Origin of the sequence: Vallitalea longa (assembly GCF_027923465.1) — a bacterium.
Taxonomy (GTDB): domain Bacteria; phylum Bacillota; class Clostridia; order Lachnospirales; family Vallitaleaceae; genus Vallitalea; species Vallitalea longa.
This window is the reverse complement of the sequence record NZ_BRLB01000019.1, coordinates 43,574-66,957: the sequence shown is the minus strand read 5'-3', so window position 1 is coordinate 66,957 and position 23,384 is coordinate 43,574. Positions and strand designations below refer to the sequence as shown.

The 23,384-nt window shown below is 30.3% G+C and carries 21 protein-coding genes; 15 read left to right on the top strand and 6 right to left on the bottom strand.

Going from position 1 to position 23,384, the window contains the following annotated elements; genetic code table 11:
* The first annotated feature begins 66 nt into the window (after positions 1–66).
* From QMG30_RS20735 to QMG30_RS20695, 9 genes are all read left to right on the top strand, one after another.
* Entirely contained in the window at positions 67–906 is an 840-nt protein-coding gene (locus tag QMG30_RS20735) for an AraC family transcriptional regulator (protein WP_281818798.1), read from the top strand.
* A gap of 139 nt (positions 907–1,045) precedes the next feature.
* Positions 1,046–1,744 (top strand): L,D-transpeptidase family protein, encoded by a 699-nt coding sequence (locus tag QMG30_RS20730; RefSeq protein ID WP_281818797.1) that lies wholly within the window; start codon positions 1,046–1,048, stop codon positions 1,742–1,744.
* A gap of 350 nt (positions 1,745–2,094) precedes the next feature.
* On the top strand, positions 2,095–3,873 hold the full coding sequence (locus QMG30_RS20725; protein WP_281818796.1) for an ABC transporter ATP-binding protein: 1,779 nt from the start codon (positions 2,095–2,097) through the stop codon (positions 3,871–3,873).
* A gap of 166 nt (positions 3,874–4,039) precedes the next feature.
* The gene (locus QMG30_RS20720; protein ID WP_281818794.1) at positions 4,040–4,426 is read left to right on the top strand and encodes a hypothetical protein; all 387 of its coding nucleotides are present in this window, start codon (positions 4,040–4,042) and stop codon (positions 4,424–4,426) included.
* Between the two features lie 81 nt (positions 4,427–4,507).
* Positions 4,508–5,422 (top strand): aldo/keto reductase, encoded by a 915-nt coding sequence (locus tag QMG30_RS20715; RefSeq protein WP_281818792.1) that lies wholly within the window; start codon positions 4,508–4,510, stop codon positions 5,420–5,422.
* A 235-nt stretch (positions 5,423–5,657) separates the two neighbouring features.
* On the top strand, positions 5,658–5,849 hold the full coding sequence (locus QMG30_RS20710; RefSeq protein ID WP_281818790.1) for a ferredoxin: 192 nt from the start codon (positions 5,658–5,660) through the stop codon (positions 5,847–5,849).
* A 208-nt stretch (positions 5,850–6,057) separates the two neighbouring features.
* The gene (locus QMG30_RS20705) at positions 6,058–6,858 is read left to right on the top strand and encodes an amino acid ABC transporter substrate-binding protein (protein WP_281818789.1); all 801 of its coding nucleotides are present in this window, start codon (positions 6,058–6,060) and stop codon (positions 6,856–6,858) included.
* 39 nt (positions 6,859–6,897) lie between these two features.
* Entirely contained in the window at positions 6,898–7,548 is a 651-nt protein-coding gene (locus tag QMG30_RS20700) for an amino acid ABC transporter permease (protein ID WP_281818786.1), read from the top strand.
* A 13-nt stretch (positions 7,549–7,561) separates the two neighbouring features.
* Positions 7,562–8,323: an amino acid ABC transporter ATP-binding protein gene (locus QMG30_RS20695; RefSeq protein ID WP_281818784.1), complete on the top strand. Its 762-nt coding sequence runs from the start codon at positions 7,562–7,564 to the stop codon at positions 8,321–8,323.
* Between the two features lie 150 nt (positions 8,324–8,473).
* On the opposite strand, the gene QMG30_RS20690 is transcribed toward QMG30_RS20695, so the two are convergent.
* The 4 genes from QMG30_RS20690 to QMG30_RS20675 are packed head-to-tail and all read right to left on the bottom strand — an operon-like array spanning position 8,474 to position 12,454.
* The gene (locus QMG30_RS20690) at positions 8,474–9,691 is read right to left on the bottom strand and encodes a 2Fe-2S iron-sulfur cluster-binding protein (protein WP_281818782.1); all 1,218 of its coding nucleotides are present in this window, start codon (positions 9,689–9,691) and stop codon (positions 8,474–8,476) included.
* A 20-nt stretch (positions 9,692–9,711) separates the two neighbouring features.
* Positions 9,712–10,209 carry a hypothetical protein gene (locus tag QMG30_RS20685; protein ID WP_281818781.1) on the bottom strand — a complete coding sequence of 166 codons (498 nt, stop codon included), beginning with the start codon at positions 10,207–10,209 and terminating at the stop codon, positions 9,712–9,714.
* 27 nt (positions 10,210–10,236) lie between these two features.
* On the bottom strand, positions 10,237–11,955 hold the full coding sequence (locus QMG30_RS20680; RefSeq protein ID WP_281818780.1) for a NuoF family protein: 1,719 nt from the start codon (positions 11,953–11,955) through the stop codon (positions 10,237–10,239).
* Between the two features lie 13 nt (positions 11,956–11,968).
* The gene (locus QMG30_RS20675; RefSeq protein WP_281818779.1) at positions 11,969–12,454 is read right to left on the bottom strand and encodes an NADH-quinone oxidoreductase subunit NuoE family protein; all 486 of its coding nucleotides are present in this window, start codon (positions 12,452–12,454) and stop codon (positions 11,969–11,971) included.
* 479 nt (positions 12,455–12,933) lie between these two features.
* Here QMG30_RS20675 and QMG30_RS20670 point away from each other — a divergent pair, with 479 nt between their 5' ends.
* Together QMG30_RS20670 and QMG30_RS20665 are read left to right on the top strand one after the other, a co-directional pair.
* On the top strand, positions 12,934–14,391 hold the full coding sequence (locus QMG30_RS20670; protein WP_281818778.1) for a rhamnulokinase: 1,458 nt from the start codon (positions 12,934–12,936) through the stop codon (positions 14,389–14,391).
* Between the two features lie 9 nt (positions 14,392–14,400).
* On the top strand, positions 14,401–15,492 hold the full coding sequence (locus QMG30_RS20665) for a GntR family transcriptional regulator (RefSeq protein ID WP_281818775.1): 1,092 nt from the start codon (positions 14,401–14,403) through the stop codon (positions 15,490–15,492).
* A gap of 122 nt (positions 15,493–15,614) precedes the next feature.
* On the opposite strand, the gene QMG30_RS20660 is transcribed toward QMG30_RS20665, so the two are convergent.
* Positions 15,615–16,034: a DivIVA domain-containing protein gene (locus QMG30_RS20660; protein ID WP_281818774.1), complete on the bottom strand. Its 420-nt coding sequence runs from the start codon at positions 16,032–16,034 to the stop codon at positions 15,615–15,617.
* A gap of 352 nt (positions 16,035–16,386) precedes the next feature.
* On the opposite strand from QMG30_RS20660, the gene QMG30_RS20655 reads away from it, so the two are divergent.
* From QMG30_RS20655 to QMG30_RS20640, 4 genes are all read left to right on the top strand, one after another.
* Positions 16,387–17,739, top strand: coding sequence for an FAD-dependent oxidoreductase (locus QMG30_RS20655; RefSeq protein ID WP_281818772.1), 1,353 nt, complete (start codon positions 16,387–16,389; stop codon positions 17,737–17,739).
* Positions 17,740–17,931: 192 nt separating this feature from the next.
* Complete coding sequence (locus QMG30_RS20650; protein WP_281818770.1) at positions 17,932–19,524, top strand: MutS-related protein; 1,593 nt, start codon at positions 17,932–17,934, stop codon at positions 19,522–19,524.
* The gene (locus QMG30_RS20645) at positions 19,518–21,116 is read left to right on the top strand and encodes a MutS-related protein (RefSeq protein WP_281818767.1); all 1,599 of its coding nucleotides are present in this window, start codon (positions 19,518–19,520) and stop codon (positions 21,114–21,116) included. The genes QMG30_RS20650 and QMG30_RS20645 overlap by 7 nt, the downstream gene beginning before the upstream one ends.
* A 560-nt stretch (positions 21,117–21,676) precedes the next feature.
* Positions 21,677–22,810 carry a TMEM165/GDT1 family protein gene (locus QMG30_RS20640; protein ID WP_281818766.1) on the top strand — a complete coding sequence of 378 codons (1,134 nt, stop codon included), beginning with the start codon at positions 21,677–21,679 and terminating at the stop codon, positions 22,808–22,810.
* A gap of 56 nt (positions 22,811–22,866) precedes the next feature.
* On the opposite strand, the gene QMG30_RS20635 is transcribed toward QMG30_RS20640, so the two are convergent.
* On the bottom strand, positions 22,867–23,082 hold the full coding sequence (locus QMG30_RS20635) for a hypothetical protein (protein WP_281818765.1): 216 nt from the start codon (positions 23,080–23,082) through the stop codon (positions 22,867–22,869).
* Positions 23,083–23,384 lie beyond the last annotated feature (302 nt).

The following is a 23,384-nucleotide window of genomic DNA, read 5'->3' as shown; positions in this document are numbered from 1 at the left end:
AAGCATTGTGTGACAGGAAAACCACTAGAAAAGTTGATATTATATATCCATGAAAGGGGTGATTAAATGGAGTGGATAAAGAGCTTAAATAGTGCTATTGATTATATTGAAGAAAACATATTCTCTGATATAAGCTGTAAAGATATTTCTGAACATATCTATTCATCAAGTTTTCATTTTCAAAGGGTGTTCAGTTTATTGACTGGAATTACAGTGGGAGAGTATATAAGAAATAGGAGACTTTCTATGGCTGGACAGGAATTAACAATGTCAAGTTCCAAGGTGATTGATATTGCTCTTAAGTATGGATATAATACACCAGAAAGTTTTTCAAAAGCATTCAGCAGATTTCATGGAATAACGCCAAAACAAGCTAAGAGTGAAGGTTCTAATCTAAAATCATTTAATCGTCTTATCATAAAAATTCAATTGGAAGGTGGAAATATTATGGATTATAAGATTGTTAAAAGAGAGGAATATAAAATTCTTGCTAAAACAAGATATTTTACATCAGAAAATAGTACAGTGGAAATACCTAAATTCTGGTCTGATTATTATTCAGAAGGATCAAATGAGATTGTATGCGGTATGCTTGGAATTTGTGAACAAGAGAAGTGCGGATGTAAAGAATATCGTTATGGTATTGGCTGTGAATGTAGTGATGATGCTGATATTCCAAATGGATTTGAAAAGTTGACGATACCAGAATATACATGGGCTGTATTTAAATGCGTAGGACCAATGCCTGACACTATTCAAAACGTATGGAAAAGAATCTATAGTGAGTGGCTCCCACAATCAGAATATGAATTAATACCAGATTACGATATAGAATTGTATACTGATGGAGACAACAAAAGCAAAGACTATGTCAGTGAGATATGGATACCTGTTAAAAAGAAATAGTATATAAAGTTCACTTAGGTGAACTTTTTTTAATGTATTCATAATTTTTTTGTTATATTGGACAGTTTATCTTTCATATTATTATTATGATGCAAGAAGTTTGTATTTTTATAAGTACATACTTGTAAGGAGTAGTAGTATGAAATATATGTACATAAAAATTGTGTTAACTATTATTTTGATTATTTGTGTAGCTAATCTAATATGCTTAAAAAGGACTAATGAAAATTTGTTGGAGGTGTTTTTTAGTCAAAATAATAATCCTTATTACATTCTTGTAGATCTTGATACTTATATTATGTATGTGTTCAAGGATAATGAAATGTATAAAGAATATCCTGTATCAGGAGGGAAATATAGTACACCGTCGCCACTGGGTACTTGGAATATTGTAAGTAAGGCTAATTGGGGAGAAGGATTTGGTGGTACTTGGATGGGATTTAATGTACCATGGGGAAAATATGGTATACACGGTACAGATGAACCATGGAGCATAGGAAGTGGACTGTCTAAAGGCTGCATTAGAATGTATAACGACGATGCAAAGGACCTTAAGAAGTATATTCCCTATGGAACAAAAGTTACTATAATAAAAGGCCCATATGGTCCATTTGGGGATGGTCTTAGGACATTGACTCCAGGTGATACTGGATCAGATGTATTCGCTGTACAAGAAAGATTAAAAGAGCTTGGTTATTATAAAGGCTATTGTGATGGAAAATATGGTGATGGATTGAAATCCGCAATATTCAAATATGAAAATGATAAAGGGTTGCCGAGAAGTTATTATATAACTGAGACACTATATGAAAGTCTGGGATTCATTCCATTCGAATAAATGTAAAATACTAGATTTATAGAGACTAACATGTGAACTGGATAAGAGAGTAAGTCTGTTTTCTGTTTGATGAACAGAAGATAGGCTTGTTTTTTTGTTGTTTTTTGGAGAGGATTTTTAAATTATGTATCTTGATATATATTTATAATGATGATAATATTGTATAGCTACAATTTATTTGACTGAATTTATTATTGTGACAACTAAGACGTGACATTATATTTTGTAAGGAGGAATTTAAGTAAGATAGATAGTTATGTTAATAAATTGTAGACAACGATAATAATGGTTCAAAGTGACTTCATGATGCAATAATTATTTTGATGATCTTAAGAAATAAGGAGAAACAAATGAATACTAATAAAGTAGAAGATATAATTCTGGAAAGTTATAATAAATATAAAAGAAAACCTTTAAAGATTTTATTGGCAATATATAGAGGAAATTATCATAAATTTCTATTATCTGCATTCTTTTATCTCATAAAACATAGTCCAGTTTGGCTGATGCCAATAGTCATCGCAAACATAGTGAACGCGGTTATGTATGATGAAAAGAACCCTTGGAACATTATCGGGTTGAATGTAGGTGTTTTAGTATTTTTAGTAGTATTGAATGTACCAATGAATTATCTACACATCCGTTTTAGTAGTGGTGCTATCAGAACAGTAGAAGCAGGGTTGAGAAGTTCATTAATTAGAAAGCTTCAACAACTTTCAATGAATTTTCATAAAGATTTTCAATCAGGTCGTATTCAATCAAAAGTAATTCGTGATGTTGAAGCTGTTCAAAATCTGTCATCACAATTGTTTATTGGACTTTTGAATATTGCCATTAATATTACAGTTGCTTTGTCTATTACAGCTGCAAACAATAGATTTATTTTTATATTTTTCCTATTGACAATTCCTGTTGCTTCTATAGCTATTGTGTTTTTTCGTGCTCGTATTAAGCGCCAAAACCATAAATTCCGTAAGAAGATAGAAAGCACTTCGGCAAGAGTAATAGATATGGAGCAGATGATATCACTTACAAGAGCTCATGCTTTAGAGGATATAGAAGTAAGAAGAATGGATGACCTTATTCAAAATACATCCAAAGAAGGATACCGTTTAGATATAATTCAGGCCAATTTCGGTTCTGTCAGTTGGGCTGTTTTTCAGCTATTTCAGTTAGGATGTTTAGGATTTACCGCATGGCTTGTGTTAGATAAGCAGATTCAGGCAGGAGATATAGTGCTGTATCAAAGCTATTTTACCAATATAGTAGCCCAAGTATCCGCTTTAATAATGTTGATACCTACTATTGCTAAGGGTATGGAATCTATTTCTAGTATAGGAGAAGTACTAAATGATTATGATGTAGAAGATAATGATGGTAAATTAATATTAGAAGGTATTGAAGGACGATATGAATTTAAAAATGTCAAGTTTGCATATCCAGATACTAAGGGAGACTATGTGATAGAAGATTTAAGCATTAAAGTTAAGCCCGGAGAGACAGTGGCTTTTGTAGGTGGTTCAGGTGCTGGTAAATCAACAACCATTAATCTGCTTATCGGTTTTAATTTCCCAAGTGCAGGAGAATTGACTATAGATGGCAACAATATTAAGGATATTAATCTAAGGACATATAGGAAACATATTGCAATGGTTCCCCAGAATACCATTTTGTTTTCAGGTTCCATCCTAGAGAATATTACATACGGTTTGCCTTCTGTTACTAAAGAACAGCTGAATGAAGCTATAGAAGCTGCGAATCTTACTGAATTAATAAACAATTTACCTGAGGGATTAGATACAAGGGTAGGTGAACAGGGTAATAAATTATCAGGTGGTCAGCGACAACGTATAGCTATTGCTAGAGCTATTATAAGAGATCCGAAAGTTATCATATTTGATGAAGCAACATCAGCACTTGATAGTGTTTCTGAATCGTTAATACTAGATTCTATGAATAATTTAACAAATGGAAGGACAACCTTTATTGTTGCTCACCGTCTATCAACTATTCGCCAAGCAGATAAAATTTGTGTTCTTAACAATGGTATTTGCACAGAGTATGGGACTTATGATGAGCTAATGGCATTAAAGGGTGAATTTTACAAAATGAAAAAATTACAATCATAGAAAAATATAAAGCTTTAATATAAAACAAGAAATAATACTAAGCATAGGAATATTAAAAAAATATTCTTGAAAAATTGTATCTGATAAATATTTGGGTAATTATTATTGAATATGAACTATACAAGTGTTAAACTAATATAAACTATAAAACTAAATGGAGGTAACTATGATTACAGCTTATTTGGTAGGAATTTCTACTTACCAAGAAAATGAAGATATTGAATTTAGATATTGTATATATGATGATAAAGAGCTTATATGTAAAGAATCAATTTGGCGAGAGTACAAAAAACCAGCAGTTGTTACTCACTATGGGATATTGTCATTATTAAAAAAACTAAATAAATTTAGTGATAAAGATATAGAAATAAGAATTAATGATGGAGCTGTATACGAGCAAGTAAATGGTACTTCATCAACTAAGAATAAAGAAGTATTGAAAATGGCTAAAAAGGTAAAAGAAAGATTAGCCCATTATCCTAATGTTACAATAAAAAATGTTGGGACCAATAGTGAAGAATTAAAAGAATGGGACAGAATATTAAAGGCATAAAAGATTATATGAAAGCCTAGATTATCAATCTTGGCTTTTTTCTATAATTCTAAACACTAACATGAAGGGAATGTAATAATTATGAAATCAATAAAAATTGCTAATGAAATAACTGCATCAGAAATATCATTAGGATGTATGAGAATGAATATTTTATCAAAAGAACAGGCGAAGTTACATGTAAATACTGCATTAGAAGAAGGAATCAACTTCTTTGATAATGCCGACGTTTATGCAGACGGTAAATCAGAAGAGATATTTGCAGACGCCATAGGTATGAATTCAAGCATAAGAGAAAAGATTATAATTCAAACAAAATGTGGTATAAGAAATGGATACTATGATTTTTCTTATGATCATATAATGAAATCAGTAGAAGGAAGCCTTAAGAGATTAAAAACAGATTATATAGATGTATTATTACTTCATAGACCAGATGCACTTATGGAACCAGAAGTTGTGGCAGAAGCTTTTTCCAAATTACATGATAGTGGTAAAGTGAAATATTTTGGTGTAAGCAATCATAATCCTATGCAGATTGAATTATTGAACAGATATCTGAAAAACAAAATAATAATAAACCAATTACAGCTTAGTATAACTAATACAGGAATGATAGATTCAGGATTGAATGTAAATATGGAGATTGACCCATCAATCAACAGAGATGATAGTGTGCTTGATTATTGTCGTTTGAATGATATTACCATTCAAGCTTGGTCACCTTTCCAATATGGATTCTGTAAAGGAGTATTCTTAGATAACGATAAATTCCCAGAGTTGAATAAAAAAATAGATGAAATAGCAGAAAAGAAAAATGTAACGAATTCAGCTATAGCGACAGCATGGATTCTAAGACATCCAGCTAGAATTCAACCTATAGTAGGTACAACCAATTCTAATAGACTGAAAGATATATGTAAAGCTTCTGATGTTGATCTTACAAGGCAGGAATGGTATGAGATATATAGAGCAGCAGGAAATAAAATACCTTAATATCTACTTAAGATAATTGTATAATTACCTTGCACAGATTTCTATAGCGCAATTATGTCGGATTCAATCTATTATTATAATCTACATATTGTACGATATAATTAAATTTGGAGTTATCCTATTAATAATATGTTTTTTTTAGAGAATACTAAACCTGTAAAGTTTTATTGTTGATATTAATAAAAAGGATTATAGGTTACCTATATTAACCTAAATACCTAAAAGGAGCAATATCTTGAAAGGATTAGTAGACGAAGAATTATGTATAGGTTGTGGTTTATGTCCAAGCATATGTCCAGAAATATTTAAGATGGATAGCGAAACAGGAAAGGCTGTTGCCAAAGATAAAGAAATATCTGAAGATCTAATAGGAAGTGCCAAAGAAGCAGAGGAACAATGTCCTGTGGAGGCTATAGATATCAAGTAATATTTTTAAATTTACAGTATGTAGAAAGTAGGAAGATATATCAAATCAAGATTATCTTCCTTTTCAGTGTGCAATATATACCAATATTCAACAAAAAAACAAATGAACTTTACTTTATTATGATAATGTGATAACATAGCAAGGTGAAATTACTTTATAATAAAAGAAGCTATTGCTTCAAAAAATATACTATGTTAGGAGAACAACGATGAAAAAAAGATACTTATTAATTACACTAATGATTTTACTGATAAGCATTACCGCTTGTACAAGCAAGAAAACTACGGATGACACTTATACAGATGATGAAAAAACAACTTTTGCTGTAGGATTTGATCAAGATTTTCCACCTATGGGCTTTATTGGTGAAGATGGAGAGTTTACTGGATTCGACCTTAACCTTGCTAAGGAAGTTGCTGAACGTCTAGACTTAGAGCTTATATTACAGCCCATATCATGGGATGCAAAAGATATGGAACTTGAGTCAGGTAATATAGATTGTATATGGAATGGGTTCACGATTACTGGCCGTGAAGAAAATTATACTTGGACAGATGCATATATGGCTAATGATCAAGTTTTTGTTGTAAAAGAGGATTCAGAAATTGAAAAAAAAGAAGATTTAGCTGGTAAAACTGTTGTAGTACAGGCGGATTCTAGTGCTGAGGCTGCTCTTAAAGAAAATCAAGACTTAGTTGATACATTTGGTGATTATCTTACAGCTGCTGATTATAATATGGCTCTAATGGATTTACAATCAGGCGCAGTTGATGCAGTTGCTATGGACTCAATAGTTGCAAACTACCATATTGAGAAAAAAGATGGTAAATTCAGTGTCCTAGATGAAAGTTTATCTTCTGAAGGATATGGAGTTGGATTCTTACTCGGTAATACGGGGTTAAGAGATAAGGTTCAATCAACATTAGAGGAAATGGCTGAAGATGGTACTTTAGAGAAGATTTCAACTGAGTGGTTTGGAAAAGATATAACTACAATCAATAAAAAGTAAGGCATAAATAACGCTTATCAAAAAATAAGGGGGATAATCTTGGATTTATTAGTTTTATTATCAAAATTAAGTGAAGGTATGTTAAAAACCGTAGAGATATTTGTTCTGACCTTAATAATATCTTTACCTCTTGGATTAATTGTTTCTATGGGAAGAATGTCCAAGAACTTTTTACTAAGAAATTTCATAAAGTTATATATATCTATTATGCGAGGAACTCCTCTTATGCTTCAATTGATGGTAGTATATTTTGGACCGTATTATATTTTCGGTATACATATGCCTAGAAGTTATCGTTTCGTAGCAGTTATAATAGGATTTTCACTTAATTACGCTGCATATTTTGCAGAGATATACAGAGGTGGAATAGAGTCAATGGACATAGGGCAGTATGAAGCTGCTAAATTGCTTGGATATAATAGAATTCAAACATTTGTAAGAATTATTCTACCACAGGTCATCAAGCGTATTCTACCTTCTGTAACCAATGAAGTAATAACTCTTGTAAAAGACACCTCGCTGGCATATGTTATTTCCTTTTCGGAGATGTTTAAACAAGCCAAAGCTATCGCTGCTGCAAGATCGGATATGATACCTTTTGTTGCAGCAGGGATATTCTATTATATATTTAACCTTATAGTAGCTACAGTTATGGAAAAAGTAGAAAAAAAATTAGATTACTATAAATAGGAGGTCATTATCAATGAAACTGTTAGAAATGAATAATATTAAGAAAAGCTTTGATGACCTTGAGGTAATAAAAAATATATCACTAAATATAGAGCAAGGTAAAGTAGTAGCCATCATAGGTCCGTCAGGTTCAGGAAAATCAACTTTATTAAGATGTGCAACTATGCTGGAGACTATAGATTCCGGTGAAATATTCTATAATGGGGATTGTGCTGTAAGAACTGATGATGATGGAAATGTCAAATATGCTCTAAAAGACGATATGAAAAAGATATATGGATACTTTGGATTGGTATTTCAGAATTTCAATCTATTCCCTCATTTCTCAGTTATAAGAAATGTAACTGATGCACTTATCCATGTACAGAAGAAAAGCAAAAAAGATGCTTATGGAATAGGTAGGGAATTATTAAAAAAGATGGGTATAGCTGATAAAGAAAAAGCGTATCCATGTCAATTGTCCGGTGGACAGAAACAACGTGTATCTATAGCAAGAGCACTTGCTCTTAATCCAAAAGTACTGTTCTTCGATGAACCAACTTCTGCTCTTGATCCTGAACTTACGGGAGAAGTGTTGAAGGTAATTAAGGATTTAGCTAAAGAACATATGACTATGGTAATAGTCACTCATGAAATGAGTTTTGCAAAAGAAGTTGCAGACCATGTCATTTTTATGGATGGTGGTGTTATTGTCGAGCAGGGAACTCCTGAAGAAGTATTCAATAATACTAAGAACGAAAGAACAAAAGCTTTTATTCAAAGGGTAAACATTTAATAAATAACTCTGTTTAGTTTTAATCAAATATGTGCATGTTCGAAGGGGTTTATAGGGTATGCTATATGATTATTATTTACTAAACAGAGTATATTTCAATTATAAATTATAAATCTTGAATTGTAATAAAACAATATCCACAACTAATATCTAAGATTGATAAACATTAGTCTCTAACCAATCGTCACCTTCAAAGTGACTGATTTTTTCTGTAATAGCTCCTGTAGGACATGCAAAGACACAAGCAAGACATGTAACACAAGCACTTTGATTAAATAATTTGTTAGCTCCTGCGGCAACGCATGTTTTGGAACCTCTGTTGACAAAACTTAGATTATTTTGACAGGCGACTTCTTTACAAGCTCTTACACATCTTCCACATGATACACACTTGTTCGGATCATAAACCAATACTGGACTTGAAGTATCTACAGGTAATTTTTCTTTGTTTTGTTGGAATCTGGTTTCTTTAATATCATAATCACGTACCAAACTCTGTAATTCACAATTACCAGCTATACATGGATTACCTTTTGAACATGTCAAGCAATTATGTTCATGAGATGCTAATGCAAGTTCAAGTAATATTTTCCTTGCATGTTCAAGTTCATCATCTTGAGTAATTATCTCCATGTTTTCTCTAACAGGAGTAGCACAAGAAGGAACAAGTTCTTTTTCACCTTTTACTTTACACAAGCACAAGCGACAATTAGCGTCTGGTGTCAGATCAGCTTCATAACATAGATGAGGAACTTTAATTGAGTTAGCTTCACAAGCTTGCATTATAGTCATACCTATTCTTGCAGTACATTTTTTATTATTTATAGTTAAGGAAATGTTTTCATCTGTATTATCTTCAGCAGCTTCTTTTCTATCAAAAAATGTTGGATACAGATGTAATTTTTCAGCTAATTCAGGGAAAGAATATCCTTGATTGTTTTGTTCTAATCCTGTCCACTCGAATGGTGCAGTTAATATTGGACCTCTATCCATAGTGAAATTACCTACGCCAATAGTTTTGACAACCTTAATGACTTTTTTATCATTAAATACTGATTCTGCTGTTTCGAATCCATCTTCACATGTTAAGCAAATGATTGCTGTAGCTTCTTGAAACATATTCTTTTTATCTATTGATTTCTTATGTTGTTCAGCTAAAGAATACATACATGCTATACTTATCAATTCTTTACCAATAATATTATAACCATCTGCTCTAAGCATATTTTCTAACAAAACCATATTGTCATATCCGCCGATACCACAGAATTTTATACATGTATTACAACTCCATAATACAATCTTGTCATCTTTATTTAATTTATTTTTTAAGTCTTCATAACTTATATCTCTTAATGAAATTATCATATTATTTCACCTCCGTAATTTTATAATGTTTTTAATTCTACTTTTACTGGTATCTGTTCTTTTGACATACGATTCTTTCCGTCTGAACCCAAAGGATATTCAGCTCCTAGTTTACTTTCATGTTTTTTATAAGGCATAGCTATTTTTAAAACACCCTTATTGGTATCAGCTATTATTAATCCGATATTATCAACTGTTTCTACGATTTTATAGTCTGGGAAATTTCTCTTTATATTTGAAGTTCCAGCTGTACATGCCAGTGAAACGATAGTATTGACTTCTGGTTTCAATTTCACGGTAAATAAGTAAGGTTCCATACATGTTATTGGCAACATGAAACCATCCTTAACGTTATAACCGTCATGCTTTAATTTCATCGCTAGTTCTTTCATCTTATCAGGACCACCTGCACCAGAAACCCTAATACATGTATTACATCCTATTATTGTTATAATGTCATTTTTTTTATCTAAATTACTAGTTATCTTTTCATATTCTAATGAATTACTAAATATCACAATACCACTCCTTTCAAAATTTATTTATCATTCTTTAACTGCTTCTTCATACTCGTTTTTAAAATATTTCAATGTACTTAGTATAGGATTCGGAGCTGTCTTACCTAAACCGCATAGGGCTGTTTTTTTAACTACTTGTGCTAGATCTTCTAATTTGGCAACATCTTCTTTATTACCTTTACCGTCACATATTTTGTTTAGAATATTAAGCATCTGACGTGTGCCCTCTCTGCCAGGTAAACATTTTCCACAAGATTCATCTGCACAGAAATTCATGAAGAAACGAGCGATATCTACAGCAGATTTCTTATCATTTATCGCAATCATACCGCCTGAACCCATAATTACACCTAGTTCTTGTAATGGTTCATAATCTAATTGTGTATCAAAATAGTTGGCTGGTAGACATCCTCCCGATGGGCCACCTAATTGTACTGCTTTTATTGTGCTTCCTTGTTGAGTACCGTCTGCAATGTCATCAAGCACTGTTTTTATTGAGGTTCCAATTGGTATTTCAACACAACCTACATTGTTGATATCTCCTGTTATTGAAAAAACTTTTGTTCCTTTACTTTTTTCACTACCTATTTGTCTGAACCAGTCACTTCCATTTAAAATGATAGGCGAAATATTAGCTAAAGTCTCTACATTATTAATAACGGTTGGTTTAGAGAATACACCTTTTTGGGCTGGATAAGGTATTTTTAATCGTGGATTTCCTCTTTTTCCTTCAATAGAGTGTATCAATGCAGTTTCTTCACCACATACGAAAGCTCCAGCACCTTCATATACTTCTATATCTAAATCGAAATTGCTATCAAATATATTTTTACCTAATATGCCATAAGCTCTTGCTTGTGATAATGCTTTGTTTAATATTTCTACAGCAAGAGGATATTCGGCACGGCAATATATAAATCCCTTTGTAGCACCTACTGCTTTTGCAGCTATTATCATACCTTCTATGATTGAATGAGGGTCACTTTCCAAGACACTTCTATCCATAAATGCACCTGGGTCACCTTCGTCAGCATTACATATTATGTATTTTTCTTTACTATCTGCTTTGGAAGCAAATTTCCATTTTAATCCTGTAGGGAAGCCAGCTCCACCTCTACCTCTTAGACCAGAATCAAGAACTTCCTCGATTATTTTTTGACTATCAAGTTCTGTAACTGCTTTATATGCTGCCATATATCCATCTCTTGATATATAGTCAGTGATTTTATAAGGATCTATTGCTCCTCTGTTTCTCATGACGATTCTTTTTTGTTTGCGGAAGAAAGGTATTTCTTCTATGCCCTTGATAGATGAATCTACTATTTTTTGAGATTCTATATGACCATTATTGTCAACTCTTTCTTCGAGTTCTACTTCTTTACCTCTAGCTAGAGCATATTTTGCTATTACATTTCCTTTTTTTATATGTGAATCATATATTTCATTAAGTTTTTCTACATTAACATATTCATATATGATAGGTTCTTCACCAAATCTTTCAACCGTAATTAATGGTTCTTTGGAACATATACCAATACATCCTGTTGTTTTAATTTCTATATTCTTAATATGTTCGTCTTTTAATTTGTTCTTCAAGCTGTTTAAAACATCTTTTGCGCCTGAAGCTATTCCACAAGTTCCCATATGAACAGTGATTCTTGCAGTTTTTTTGACGGAATCTAATTTAGTCATTTCTAGTGTCTTGTTTTTTATTGATTCTAAATCTGATATTTTGTTAACTATCAACTTTATTCCCCCTTTATTTATATTGTCCTAATATTTGTTCAATGTCTTCCACTTTTACTTTGCCATAAACTTCACCATCTACAACTATGACAGGTGCTAATCCACAAGTTCCAAAACATCTAGCTTCTTCATAAGTGAAACGACCATCAGTAGTAGATTGTCCAGCTTCTACATTATATAGAGTTTTAATTCTATCAGCTATCTCTTTTCCACCTTTTACATAACAAGCTGTTCCTAGGCATACTTGTACTCTATGTCTTGCTCTAGGTTCCATCGTAAAATAAGAGTAGAAAGATACAACACCATAAATCTCAGCTTCTGGAATACCTGTCTTTTTAGATATTTTCTCTTGAACACATACTGGTATGTAACCTAGATAATTTTGAATTTTTTCCAGCATAGGAATTAATCTATGTTGATCATTACCAGTATCTTTAATTATTTTATCAATTTCATACCATTGATTCTCCGATAATACTATACTTGAACTATTATTCATATCTCTAAACTCCTTTTAATTAATACTTTAACCTACAAAAAGATTGTTAAAAAATTAACAATATGTTAACTGTATTCACCTCATTTCACTAAAAAAGTATATATATTTGTCATTAATTGTCATTATATCCCTACTTATGTATTATGTCAAATTTGTATGTAAAAATCTAGTTTATTTTAATTAACTAAAGTATTTTATAATAAATTATAACTAAAAAATATTATATATTTAGTTAATATTTATAAAATTTAGCTCAAATATTTGTGTATGCATAAGTTTCAAATTTTTTAAGTAATTTAAATATCATTTTTTTGAATTACCTATTATGATATATTAATTAATGATGTCACTAATCTTTTTATTCAAAGCTTGGTGACATTTTCAATTGACAAAGATTAATTAATCAAGTATATTATAATTGTGCTTGTAATTACAAGTAACTACAAGTGAAACAATAATATAATATGGGGTGATTATATATGAAAATGTTGGCTTTCGACTTTGGAGCAAGTAGCGGAAGAGGTATTATAGGAGAGTTAAAAGATAATAAAATCATTTTGAAGGAAGTACATAGATTTGACAATGAACCTGTGAAACTCAAGAATCATTTACAATGGGATTTTTTGAGATTGGTACATGAAATCAAGAAATGCCTTTTGATTTGCAAAAACAATAAAGAAGATATAAAAAGTATAGGTATAGACACATGGGGCGTTGATTATGGTTTGATAGATGAAAAAGGTGAACTTATCAATAATCCTTTCCATTATAGAGATAACAGAACAGATGATATGATTGAAAAATGTTTCGAATACATTAGTAAAGATGAACTGCTATACGTAAGCGGTATTGATTGTAATCAGTATAATACAATATATCAATTATTAGCTGAGAAAGAAGATGCATACCGACTTGAGAATGCTGTATCAATGCTTCTCATGCCTGATTTATTCAATTATATATTGACTGGAGTCAAAAAAGCTGAATACACCATCGCAACAACTACACAGTTGTATGATTACCGTAATGGGGATTGGAATTATGACTTGATAGAGAAGATTGGTCTGGCAAAAAATATATTTCCTGAAATAATCCAACCAGGTAAGGAAATAGGAGAATTAACGGACAGTATTAAAAAAGAACTGGATATAAATGATTGTAAAGTAGTAAGTGTAGGAAGTCATGATACTTCTTCTGCGATTGCCGCAATTCCTGCACTTGATGACGATTTCATTTTTATTGCTACAGGTACTTGGGTAATGGTTGGTGTTGAAAATGATGACATACTTGTTAATGAAACAACCAAGAAGTACGGTCTTAGCAATGAAGGTGGAATAGGTGGAAAAGTCAATCTACTCAAGAATATAATGGGACTATGGCTGATTCAAGAATCCAAGAGACAGTGGAATAAAGACGGTATCAATATAGGTTTTGGTGAAATGGTTGAAGAAGGATTGAAAGCAGAAACATCATCAATCATTAATCCTGATGACAAATTATTCTATTCTCCTTCGGATATGCCTAATAAAATTAAAAAATACTGTGAAGAAACAGGACAAAAAGTATCAGAAACCATTGGCGAGATAGTTCGTGTAATTGAGGAAAGTCTTGCTTTGACAATAAAATATACTATAGAGGGTATTGAAAAAGCAACTCATAAAAGATATAATACAATACATATGTTTGGAGGAGGAATCCAAGACAGATTATTATGTCAGTTAGTAGCTGATGCAACTGAAAAAGAAGTGATAACAGGACCGAAAGAAGCTACGTCCATGGGTAATATATTACTTCAAGGAATTGGATTAGGAGAAATAGAAGATATTAAGCAAGGTAGACAAATTGTGAGAAATTCCATTGAAATCTCTAGATTTGTACCAGAAAATGCTGATGATCTAAGAACAAAATATAATAAATATATAGAATTAATAAAATAAGGTGAAAATATGGATGTTCAACCCAAGTATAAAACTCTGAAGAATTATGTATTGAAACATATTCAGGATGGAACATATAAAACAAAAGAAACTATTCCCAGTGAAAACGAGCTGTGTAAACTATTTGATACTAGTAGAGTTACAGTTAGAAAAGCTATAGATGAACTAGTACATGAAAATTATTTATACAGAGTTCAAGGGGTAGGTACATTCGTTCAAGATTTTTCTTATCATAAACAAGATACAACTAATAGAGTAGATTTGATTTTTCATGATAACAACTTTTTGTTTTCGGAATTCAATTCTAATATCATATTAGGTGTAGAAAAAGTATTAAGCCAAGCTGGTTTGAATATAGCTACGTACTACTCCATGAATAATGCTGATAGTCAATATGATAAAATAAATAACGCAATCAATGAAGGTGCAAAAGCAATTATTCTATGTGGGTGTCTTGAAGAAGAAAAAAATACTAAATTAAAAGAATTCGTCAACTGCCCTATTCCTATAGTGTGTATTGACAGGTATTTTGAAACTTTGCCTTTTGATGCTGTCATCGGTGAAGATTTTGATGCAGGATATGAAGCCGGAAAAACGTTTATTGAACATGGATGCAATAATATAGGTTACTATTATCCCTACTCTATTGAATCATCTGTGACAAAAGGTAGATTGAATGGACTTCTTCAATCAATGAAAGATAATGATATTGTCATAAATGAGAATCTGGTAATAAGTCATACTAATACCAAAAAAGAAAATGTCTATGATTATAATGCAATAAGCAACAATATACACAATTATCTACTTAATAATAAAGATTTACAGGGAATATTGGTTTTTAACGATATAACAGCTTTGTTATTCTATAAAGAAGCTGCAAGATTAGGTATAAGAATTCCAGAAGATATTGAGTTGATAAGCTTCGGTAATTTTTATATCGATTCCATTTTTGAAGTGGGATTAACATCTTTTAATCAGCATGTAGACAAAATGGGAGAAGAAGCTGCTAAGATTATTATAAATAGATTAATAAATAAAGATGACAGAAGAAAAATAGTAAAGATCAAATACGAATTAGTAAGAAGAAAATCATGTTGATCTTTATAGATTAAAACATAGGCTAATAACCTGTAAAGGTATAGCTCTTCTTCTAATAAAAAAAGGTAAGTCATAAGAGACTTGACCTTTTTTGCATTTTATAAGTAATATACATAAAAAATCTAAACAGCTTTTTTCTTAGTTTTTTTCTTAGCTTTCTTTTTTTTAGGCAAACTAACAATTTCATCTAATTGGTTAATAGTGTCTACAACACTTTGCAATTCATTAGTAGTAAAAGAATCTTTAAACCGTTCTAAGAAAATATCATAATCATTTTTAAAACTTTCAAGCTTTTTTTTAGTATTTTCAAGTTCATGTTTAAGGTGTTCAAGTTGAATAAGAGCATCTTTTTCAATTTCAAATGCGGTAATTTCAGCTTCTTCTATAATTTTTTTAGCAGTAATATGAGATTCTACCAAAGCTTGTGAAATATATTGCTCTTCTAATTTATAATTATCAATAGTTTCTTCTAGTTGAACAAGGTAGTCATCAACTTCTTCTGGTGAATATCCTTTTTTTATAATAGAGAATGTATTTGACATAATGAACCCCCACTAAAATTTGTATTTTTCTTAAAATAAAGTTTAATCTGATATAATTTTAGCATTAATTGGTAAATAAAGCAATAGATTATAAATACTATGTTGGTTATCAATAATTTTTTTATAAATATATTTACTTTTTTTGTAATTGCTAGACATAATTGGAAATTCTAATGTACATTATTAAGTATTGATGATATAAAAAATATAATGCATACAAAAGATTATTATTATTAATTAGTTATATAAATTACTTGACAATAATTATTAATAACGATACAATAGTATTAGAGATGAAATACAATCTAATAATAATAAAATTCAAATATAGCAAACATTAGGAGGAATTATAATGAATACATTACAAAAAAAAGATGACAATACAAAGCTATGGAGATGTATTATATGTGGTGAAATTTTTGAAGGGACAGAACCTCCTGAGATTTGTCCAACATGTGGAGTTGGTAGAGAAGAATTCGAATTGTATGAGGAAGAAAAGGTAGAATATACATCTGGGACTAGAGAATCTATTGTAATCATAGGAAATAATGCAGCAGGTATATCTGCTGCGGAATCTATTAGAAAAAGAAACGAAAATGTCAATATAGTTATAGTAGATAAAGATCCCAACTATGCATATTATAGACCTAGCCTTTCAGATTATATAAGTAATAGCCATGATGAAGATTATTTTTATTTGCATAATGGCAAATGGTATGATGAAAACAATATTACTTTGAAACTTGGTATTGCAGTAACTAAGATAGATAAGATCAATAAAAAAATCGTATTAGAAAAAGGAGAAAAAATCAGTTATGATAAATTGATATTAGCAACTGGTAGTCATAATTTTATTCCACCGATAGAAGGAATTAGTAAAAAGGGAGTTTTTACTATTAAAACTTTAGCTGATGCAGATAATGTTAAGGAATATGCCAGCAAGTGTAAAAAAGTAATTATAATAGGAGCAGGATTACTTGGACTTGAAGCAGGATGGGAATTGAAAAAACTAGGACTTGATGTATCAATTATCGAAATGGCACCTAGAATATTACCAAAACAATTAGACCAAGAAGGTGCAAAAGTATTTGAAAAAGGTATTGATAAAACAGGTATCAGTATCTATAAAGGGGTAACAGCAGAATCTATATTAGGTAGTGATGCCGTGACAGGTGTGAAGTTGGATAATGAAACGATGATAGAAGCAGAAATGGTAATTGTATCTAGTGGAGTAAGACCTAATATACAATTAGCGAAAGATATAGATATAGATATTGATAAGGGTATCTTGGTTAATGAGAATATGGAAACGAGTGAAAAGAATATCTATGCCTGTGGTGATGTTGCTGAATTTCATGGAATAAATTATTTGATATGGGCTCAGGCAGTTAAACAAGGAGAAGTAGCAGGAGCTAATGCAGTTGGAGATATAATGGTTTATAAAAATATAGTACCTAGTAATATATTTAATGGTATGGATATGACAGTTTTCTCTATAGGTAATCTAGGAGTTGATGAACAGTTATCATATAAATCTGTTATGTACCAAGATATTGATAAGTGTATTTATAGAAAACTCTATTTTGTTAATGATAAATTTGTTGGTGGTATATTGATTGGAGATATTTCCAAGACTTCTCACCTGATAAATGGATATAACCAAGGATATAATTATAGGAGTATGGTTGAAAAAGTCATATTATGATTAGTAGTAGATATTAAAAAATAGTAACCAAGACAGATTCGTTTTAGTTGATGAAATAACTAAATTGAGGCTGTCTTTTTTTGTATTTGCTTATGTATAAAAATCTTTTGCTTCACCAAGTAACATTTTTTCTTAATTATGGTAGAATATAGATAACAATAATACATGCTAAAGGGTAAGGAGATGTAACAATTGTTTGATAGTTTATTATGGCTGGAAGGCTCAAAAACCAGAAGCATTGATAAAAAGGTAATTAAGGATCTGAATCTTAATATCATATATAAAAAGCTTATTGAAATAAGTGAAGAAAATGAATCCATAATATATAATATTTGTATGGATGAACCTACTATCAAGTACAGACAAGACATATTAGCAGATTTTATTAATAAACCTGATTTCATAATAGACTTAGAAAATGATCTAAAGGGTTTTTATGAATTAAAGTCGAAGAACAGGAAATTAAAGGACAAGCGGTCCAATTTATATTCTTTAATTGATCTTATGATAACAGTGGAAACATCAATTCATTGTATAGAGTCTCTTAATCAAACATTATTATATTATGATCCATCAGCTCAAGGATTAATTAATCTACGGAAAAATATAGATAGAATAATTAGCGATAGTAATTATATTCAGATGAAAAAAGATTTAAAAGAAATTAGATATATTTTTAGCAAAATAAAAGGTATAGAGTTATCGATTAATATGTCTCCAGTTATGAGACCGTTTGAAGCTCAGGTGACAAAAGTTAGTGAATATAAATATAAATATCCCAAAGCTTTTAGAAAAGTTTCGACTGCTATTGAAGTTAATGAAAAGTTTTTAGGTACTCATATCAAGAACTATGCACCTGTATTTTCTATTAATAAAATTGACTGGAATCTAATGGATGAAATTGAATATGGATTAAAAGCTCATAAAAGTGTTTTAAAATCTTTTACTCAAAAATATACTAAGATAGATACGAAACCATTTGTTTCATTACTTAGGGAAATTACATTTTATAAATCCAGTTGTGATTTGTTATTACTTATGAAAAATAATGAATTACCTATTTGTAAACCTAAGCTTTTATCTCCAGATAATAGGAGTATGGTTCTAAAAGATTGTTATAATGCAGCTTTAGCTTATGAAAAATCATCAGATGATAATAATCATATTAATCAAAAAATCATATATAATGATTTTGAAATAGGTGATGAAGGCAGAATCATAATATTGACAGGAGCTAACAGAGGAGGTAAAACTACTATAACACAAGCTGTAGGTCAAATTCAGATATTTGCTCAATTAGGTTTGTTGGTCCCTGCAAGTAAAGCGGAAATAAGTCTGACGGATGGTGTTTTCACACATTTTCCTACATTAGAAAAAGAAACAGTCAATCTAGGTAAATTCGGAAAAGAATGTGATGCGTTTAGTAAATTATATAGACAAGCTACAGAAAAAAGCTTGATTCTACTTAATGAATCTTTTTCAGGGACGAGTCATTTGGAGAGCTTGAAGATAGCTGAAGAAGTATTGAAAGCAGTGAAATATAAAAGAATCAGAATGATATTTAATACTCATTTACATGAGTTGGGATTAAAGACTTCTCAGTTAAATGAAGAATTAGAAAATGATACGCTAGTAATAAGTATGGTAACTGGTTTTACCAATGGGGAAAATACTTATAAAGTATATAGAGGACAACCTCTTGGGAGTAGTCATGCAAAAGAAATAGCTGAAAAATATAATGTAACATATAGCCAGTTGAAAGACAGATTGGAGGCAAAATGTTGAATATTAGTGAAAAGTATAGTTTTAGTTTGCTGTGGTTGGATAATGACTCTGATGAATACTTCGAATTAGATGATAAGACTATTGAAGACATTAACATATCTTTATTAATGAATGATTTGAAAAAAAACATAAAAGGCAACTTAATCAAACTAATGGAAAAAATACCTGTCTCAGTTACCACTATTGAATATAGGCAAGACATATTGACTGATTTCATTAATAATAATATGCTTCTGGATACCTTAAAAAACACTTTTGATAGATGTAGTGAAATCAAAAACATGATAAAATTCGCTTTCGAAAGTGAAGCAACCCTTTATAATTTATTAAAAAGAATTGATGAAGTGGCTGACGTAATGAATTTATCTGAAAACATTTGCAGTATATTAAAAAATTCTAATATAAAATCTAAAGGTTTATTAGAACTACAAGGGTTTATAGAATCAACTATAGATAGTGATGTATATCAGAATTTCAAACAAGATATATATCATATAAAAGATATGGATGAAGGAGTTCATGGTCTGAAAGTAGGTATCAATTTTGATAATAACCTAAAACCTGTTGAAGCTATAGTTTTATCACTTGAAGATAAACCTTTTAAATACAGTAGAAAATTGAAAAAAATATCTAAGGTAGTTAGCTATGGTTTGGGAGAACTAAAAGCTATACCAAGAAAACTTTTTGCACCTGAAAGTTTAGCTATGCCAGAAGCACTTAATAATATTGAAAAAATCATCGCTCCAGCTATGAAACAATTAATTGCTTTTTGCGATCAATTCAACAGTAGTTTGCTTTCTATATATGTACCGTTAACCACAGAAATCACTTTTTATGAAATTGCACTCAAAATATATGATAAGATGATTAATAATGGATATTCCCTATGTAAACCTAAAATAGTCAATGAGGATGAAACCATGATACAAGGACTCTATAATATTAATTTAGCATATGATATGGCTGATAAGGGCAAGAATGATGAAATGGTCTATAATGATTTTAATATTGATTCAAAGGGGAATATATTTATTCTAACGGGTGCTAATAGAGGTGGAAAAACAACATTTACACAATCTATTGGACAAATATACTGGTTTGCACAACTTGGATTTTATATACCTGCTAAAGAAGCCACCATTAAATTAATTGATAAGTTGTATTTGCATTTTCCAGCAGAAGAAATAGCAACCATTAATTATGGTAGATTAGGTGAAGAATGTCAGAGATTCTCAGAAATATTCTCTGAAATGACTAATAAAAGTCTTTTGTTGATGAATGAATCATTTGATGGTACAAGCCATTTAGAAAGCTTGATAATAGCTACAGATATTTTGAAAGCACTTCAACTATTGGGGGCAACAGTTGTTTTTAATACACATCTACATGAATTAGGAGAAAAAATAAATGAATTGAATAATAATAGGGTACCTTTATTTGTTAATCTAGTAAGCGGATCTATTAATGATGTTCAATCTTTCAAGGTTAAGGAAGGTATACCTCTAGGTCAGAGTTATGCTAAAGATATTGCTATAAAGTACGGAGTAAGTTATGAACAATTAATTACAAGCTCCCCAGCTAAACCTATATAAGAATTACTTGAATATTTCTTTATTATAATATTTTCTATATCCAGAAATTATTTGGATATATAATGATTCAAATATAAGTGATAATAATTATTATTTGCTAATTTTATATTTACTTTTTACTGTTTATATGATAAAATCTTAGATGTTTCTAAAAGGGAGTAACTGTGACGAATAGTCATGAATAAAATCAACATAATGGAGAAATCCTGGTTTTATTCGCTTTAAATAGAATTTAAAGAAGTGAGACTTTTAGATTGGTATATTAGTTATATGCTAATATATCAATCTAAATCTTACTTCTTTTTTTATTTTATAGGTTTTCCTTGAAAATTTTATAAAGCTAAGTCTTAATTTAATGGAAATTCAACTTATATACTTTTTATGTTATAGGATACTTCTTATAATTATAAATTTTTGATACGAGGAGGTTAGTTCATTATTGAGATATAAGATTTATTTCATTATCTACGGATAATGAGTTTCTTATGATATATATTCATTATTATGTAAGAATAATACTAATGATATCTTAACAAATCAACTATATGGAGGGTAAATTAATGTTTGCTGATTTTATTAAAGCCTTTGGACTTATTTTTATTGCCGAGATGGGTGATAAAACACAGATATTGGCTATGGCATTTGCTACACGTTATAAAGTCAAGTCTGTCTTGATGGGTATTTTTTTTGGAGCATTATTAAATCATGGTTTGGCTGTTTTATTAGGCAGTTATTTATGTAGATTCATTCCAGTTGAAACACTTCAGATGATTGCAGGTTTTGCTTTTGTAGGATTTGCATTATGGACTTTGAAGATTGAAGAGGATGATGAGGAAGAAGAAAAGAAAAGAATGTCTTTTGGTCCAGTGTTAACAGTTGCTATGGCATTTTTTATTGGAGAATTAGGAGACAAGACCCAACTAACAGCCATTACTCTATCTGCTGAGGCAAGTTATCCCCTACTGATATTAATGGGGTCAGTATCTGCAATGATTGTTACGGGAGGATTAGGAATTTTTGTTGGTAGAAAATTAGGGAACAGGATACCAGAATTCGCAATAAAATTATTGGCAGCATCAATTTTCATGATTTTTGGTGTGACCAAGTTATTTGCTACAGTTCCAAGTGAATACCTTAATCCTGTATATGTGATAATATTCTTTTTGGTGGTAGGTATAATATCTTTCATACGAATCAAGACCATATTCAGGATAAGATCCCAAGAAAAATCCAAGTATATGAAGGTATCGAAGACATTATATGATTATTATAAAAAACTGAATGATGATATAGAACAGCTATGTCCAGGAAAGAATTATTGTGGTGAATGTAATGAGGACAGATGTATAGTAGGATATACCAGATCATTGATAAACCAAGTTGAATCCCATAGTGAGGATATATTGAAATGTGAAAATATAAAAAATGACGAAGAGCTTTTAAATAAAATCAATAATGATAGAAGAGATGATGTTATAGAGGCATTGATAACTACTATAAAAATATTGAATGTCAATGGAATAGAAGATAAAGATAGGATTAGGCTAAACGTAATAAGAAAGAATCTGGAAAAGATATTATTCCATATGAGTATTGAAGAGTTCCATAGCTTTAACAAATATATTGATGCATTAAGAGAATTAGATAATAAGATAAGTGCAAAGATAGAAAAATATATAGAAAATAACAATTGATTAATTATTATAACCCTGTCATAACGAATATGACAGGGTTATCAAGTGTTGTGTTATTATGATTCTTGATAATTAGTAATAGTGGTGTTGCAAGTATTTAACGCATTATCTACTGCATTAAGAGTATCTTGTATTCTCTTCTTGTTTTCTGGTTTTTCAACTGTGCTTATAGCTTGATTTAAGCAACTTTTTGCACTTTGAAGTTGAGATTGTACATCATGTACGTGTTGAATAGCATTTTTTCCTTGTTGTCCATTCATTTGATTATGCATATATTTTTCCTCCTGTAGTCTTAGTAAATAATTTAACAATATTAGTATTTATAATTTTTTATAAATTATACCTAAATTTATAAAATAATGGAGAATAATTGTAATATTACCTAAAACTTGGATATTGATGATAAATTCTTTTCTTGAAGTCATGAATCATAATAATACAAATAATCGCTGACATAGTTTCTGGTACTGGAACTGCCAGCTAATACACCTTCAATTCCCATATAACTTAGTAGAATGAACAATAATGGAACAACCAACAAGATTGTTCTAGTTCCAGATTGGATTTTTTCCTG

Excerpts from the sequence above, each read along its gene's own strand:
- QMG30_RS20660 (WP_281818774.1), bottom strand. The coding sequence starts at position 16,034 with ATGTCAAATACATTCTCTATTATAAAAAAAGGATATTCACCAGAAGAA.
- QMG30_RS20635 (WP_281818765.1), bottom strand. The coding sequence starts at position 23,082 with ATGCATAATCAAATGAATGGACAACAAGGAAAAAATGCTATTCAACAC.
- QMG30_RS20715 (WP_281818792.1), top strand. The coding sequence starts at position 4,508 with ATGAAATCAATAAAAATTGCTAATGAAATAACTGCATCAGAAATATCA.
- QMG30_RS20665 (WP_281818775.1), top strand. The coding sequence starts at position 14,401 with ATGGATGTTCAACCCAAGTATAAAACTCTGAAGAATTATGTATTGAAA.
- QMG30_RS20720 (WP_281818794.1), top strand. The coding sequence starts at position 4,040 with ATGATTACAGCTTATTTGGTAGGAATTTCTACTTACCAAGAAAATGAA.
- QMG30_RS20730 (WP_281818797.1), top strand. The coding sequence starts at position 1,046 with ATGAAATATATGTACATAAAAATTGTGTTAACTATTATTTTGATTATT.
- QMG30_RS20670 (WP_281818778.1), top strand. The coding sequence starts at position 12,934 with ATGAAAATGTTGGCTTTCGACTTTGGAGCAAGTAGCGGAAGAGGTATT.
- QMG30_RS20705 (WP_281818789.1), top strand. The coding sequence starts at position 6,058 with ATGAAAAAAAGATACTTATTAATTACACTAATGATTTTACTGATAAGC.
- QMG30_RS20640 (WP_281818766.1), top strand. The coding sequence starts at position 21,677 with ATGTTTGCTGATTTTATTAAAGCCTTTGGACTTATTTTTATTGCCGAG.
- QMG30_RS20735 (WP_281818798.1), top strand. The coding sequence starts at position 67 with ATGGAGTGGATAAAGAGCTTAAATAGTGCTATTGATTATATTGAAGAA.
- QMG30_RS20675 (WP_281818779.1), bottom strand. The coding sequence starts at position 12,454 with ATGAATAATAGTTCAAGTATAGTATTATCGGAGAATCAATGGTATGAA.
- QMG30_RS20690 (WP_281818782.1), bottom strand. The coding sequence starts at position 9,691 with ATGATAATTTCATTAAGAGATATAAGTTATGAAGACTTAAAAAATAAA.
- QMG30_RS20695 (WP_281818784.1), top strand. The coding sequence starts at position 7,562 with ATGAAACTGTTAGAAATGAATAATATTAAGAAAAGCTTTGATGACCTT.
- QMG30_RS20645 (WP_281818767.1), top strand. The coding sequence starts at position 19,518 with ATGTTGAATATTAGTGAAAAGTATAGTTTTAGTTTGCTGTGGTTGGAT.
- QMG30_RS20655 (WP_281818772.1), top strand. The coding sequence starts at position 16,387 with ATGAATACATTACAAAAAAAAGATGACAATACAAAGCTATGGAGATGT.
- QMG30_RS20725 (WP_281818796.1), top strand. The coding sequence starts at position 2,095 with ATGAATACTAATAAAGTAGAAGATATAATTCTGGAAAGTTATAATAAA.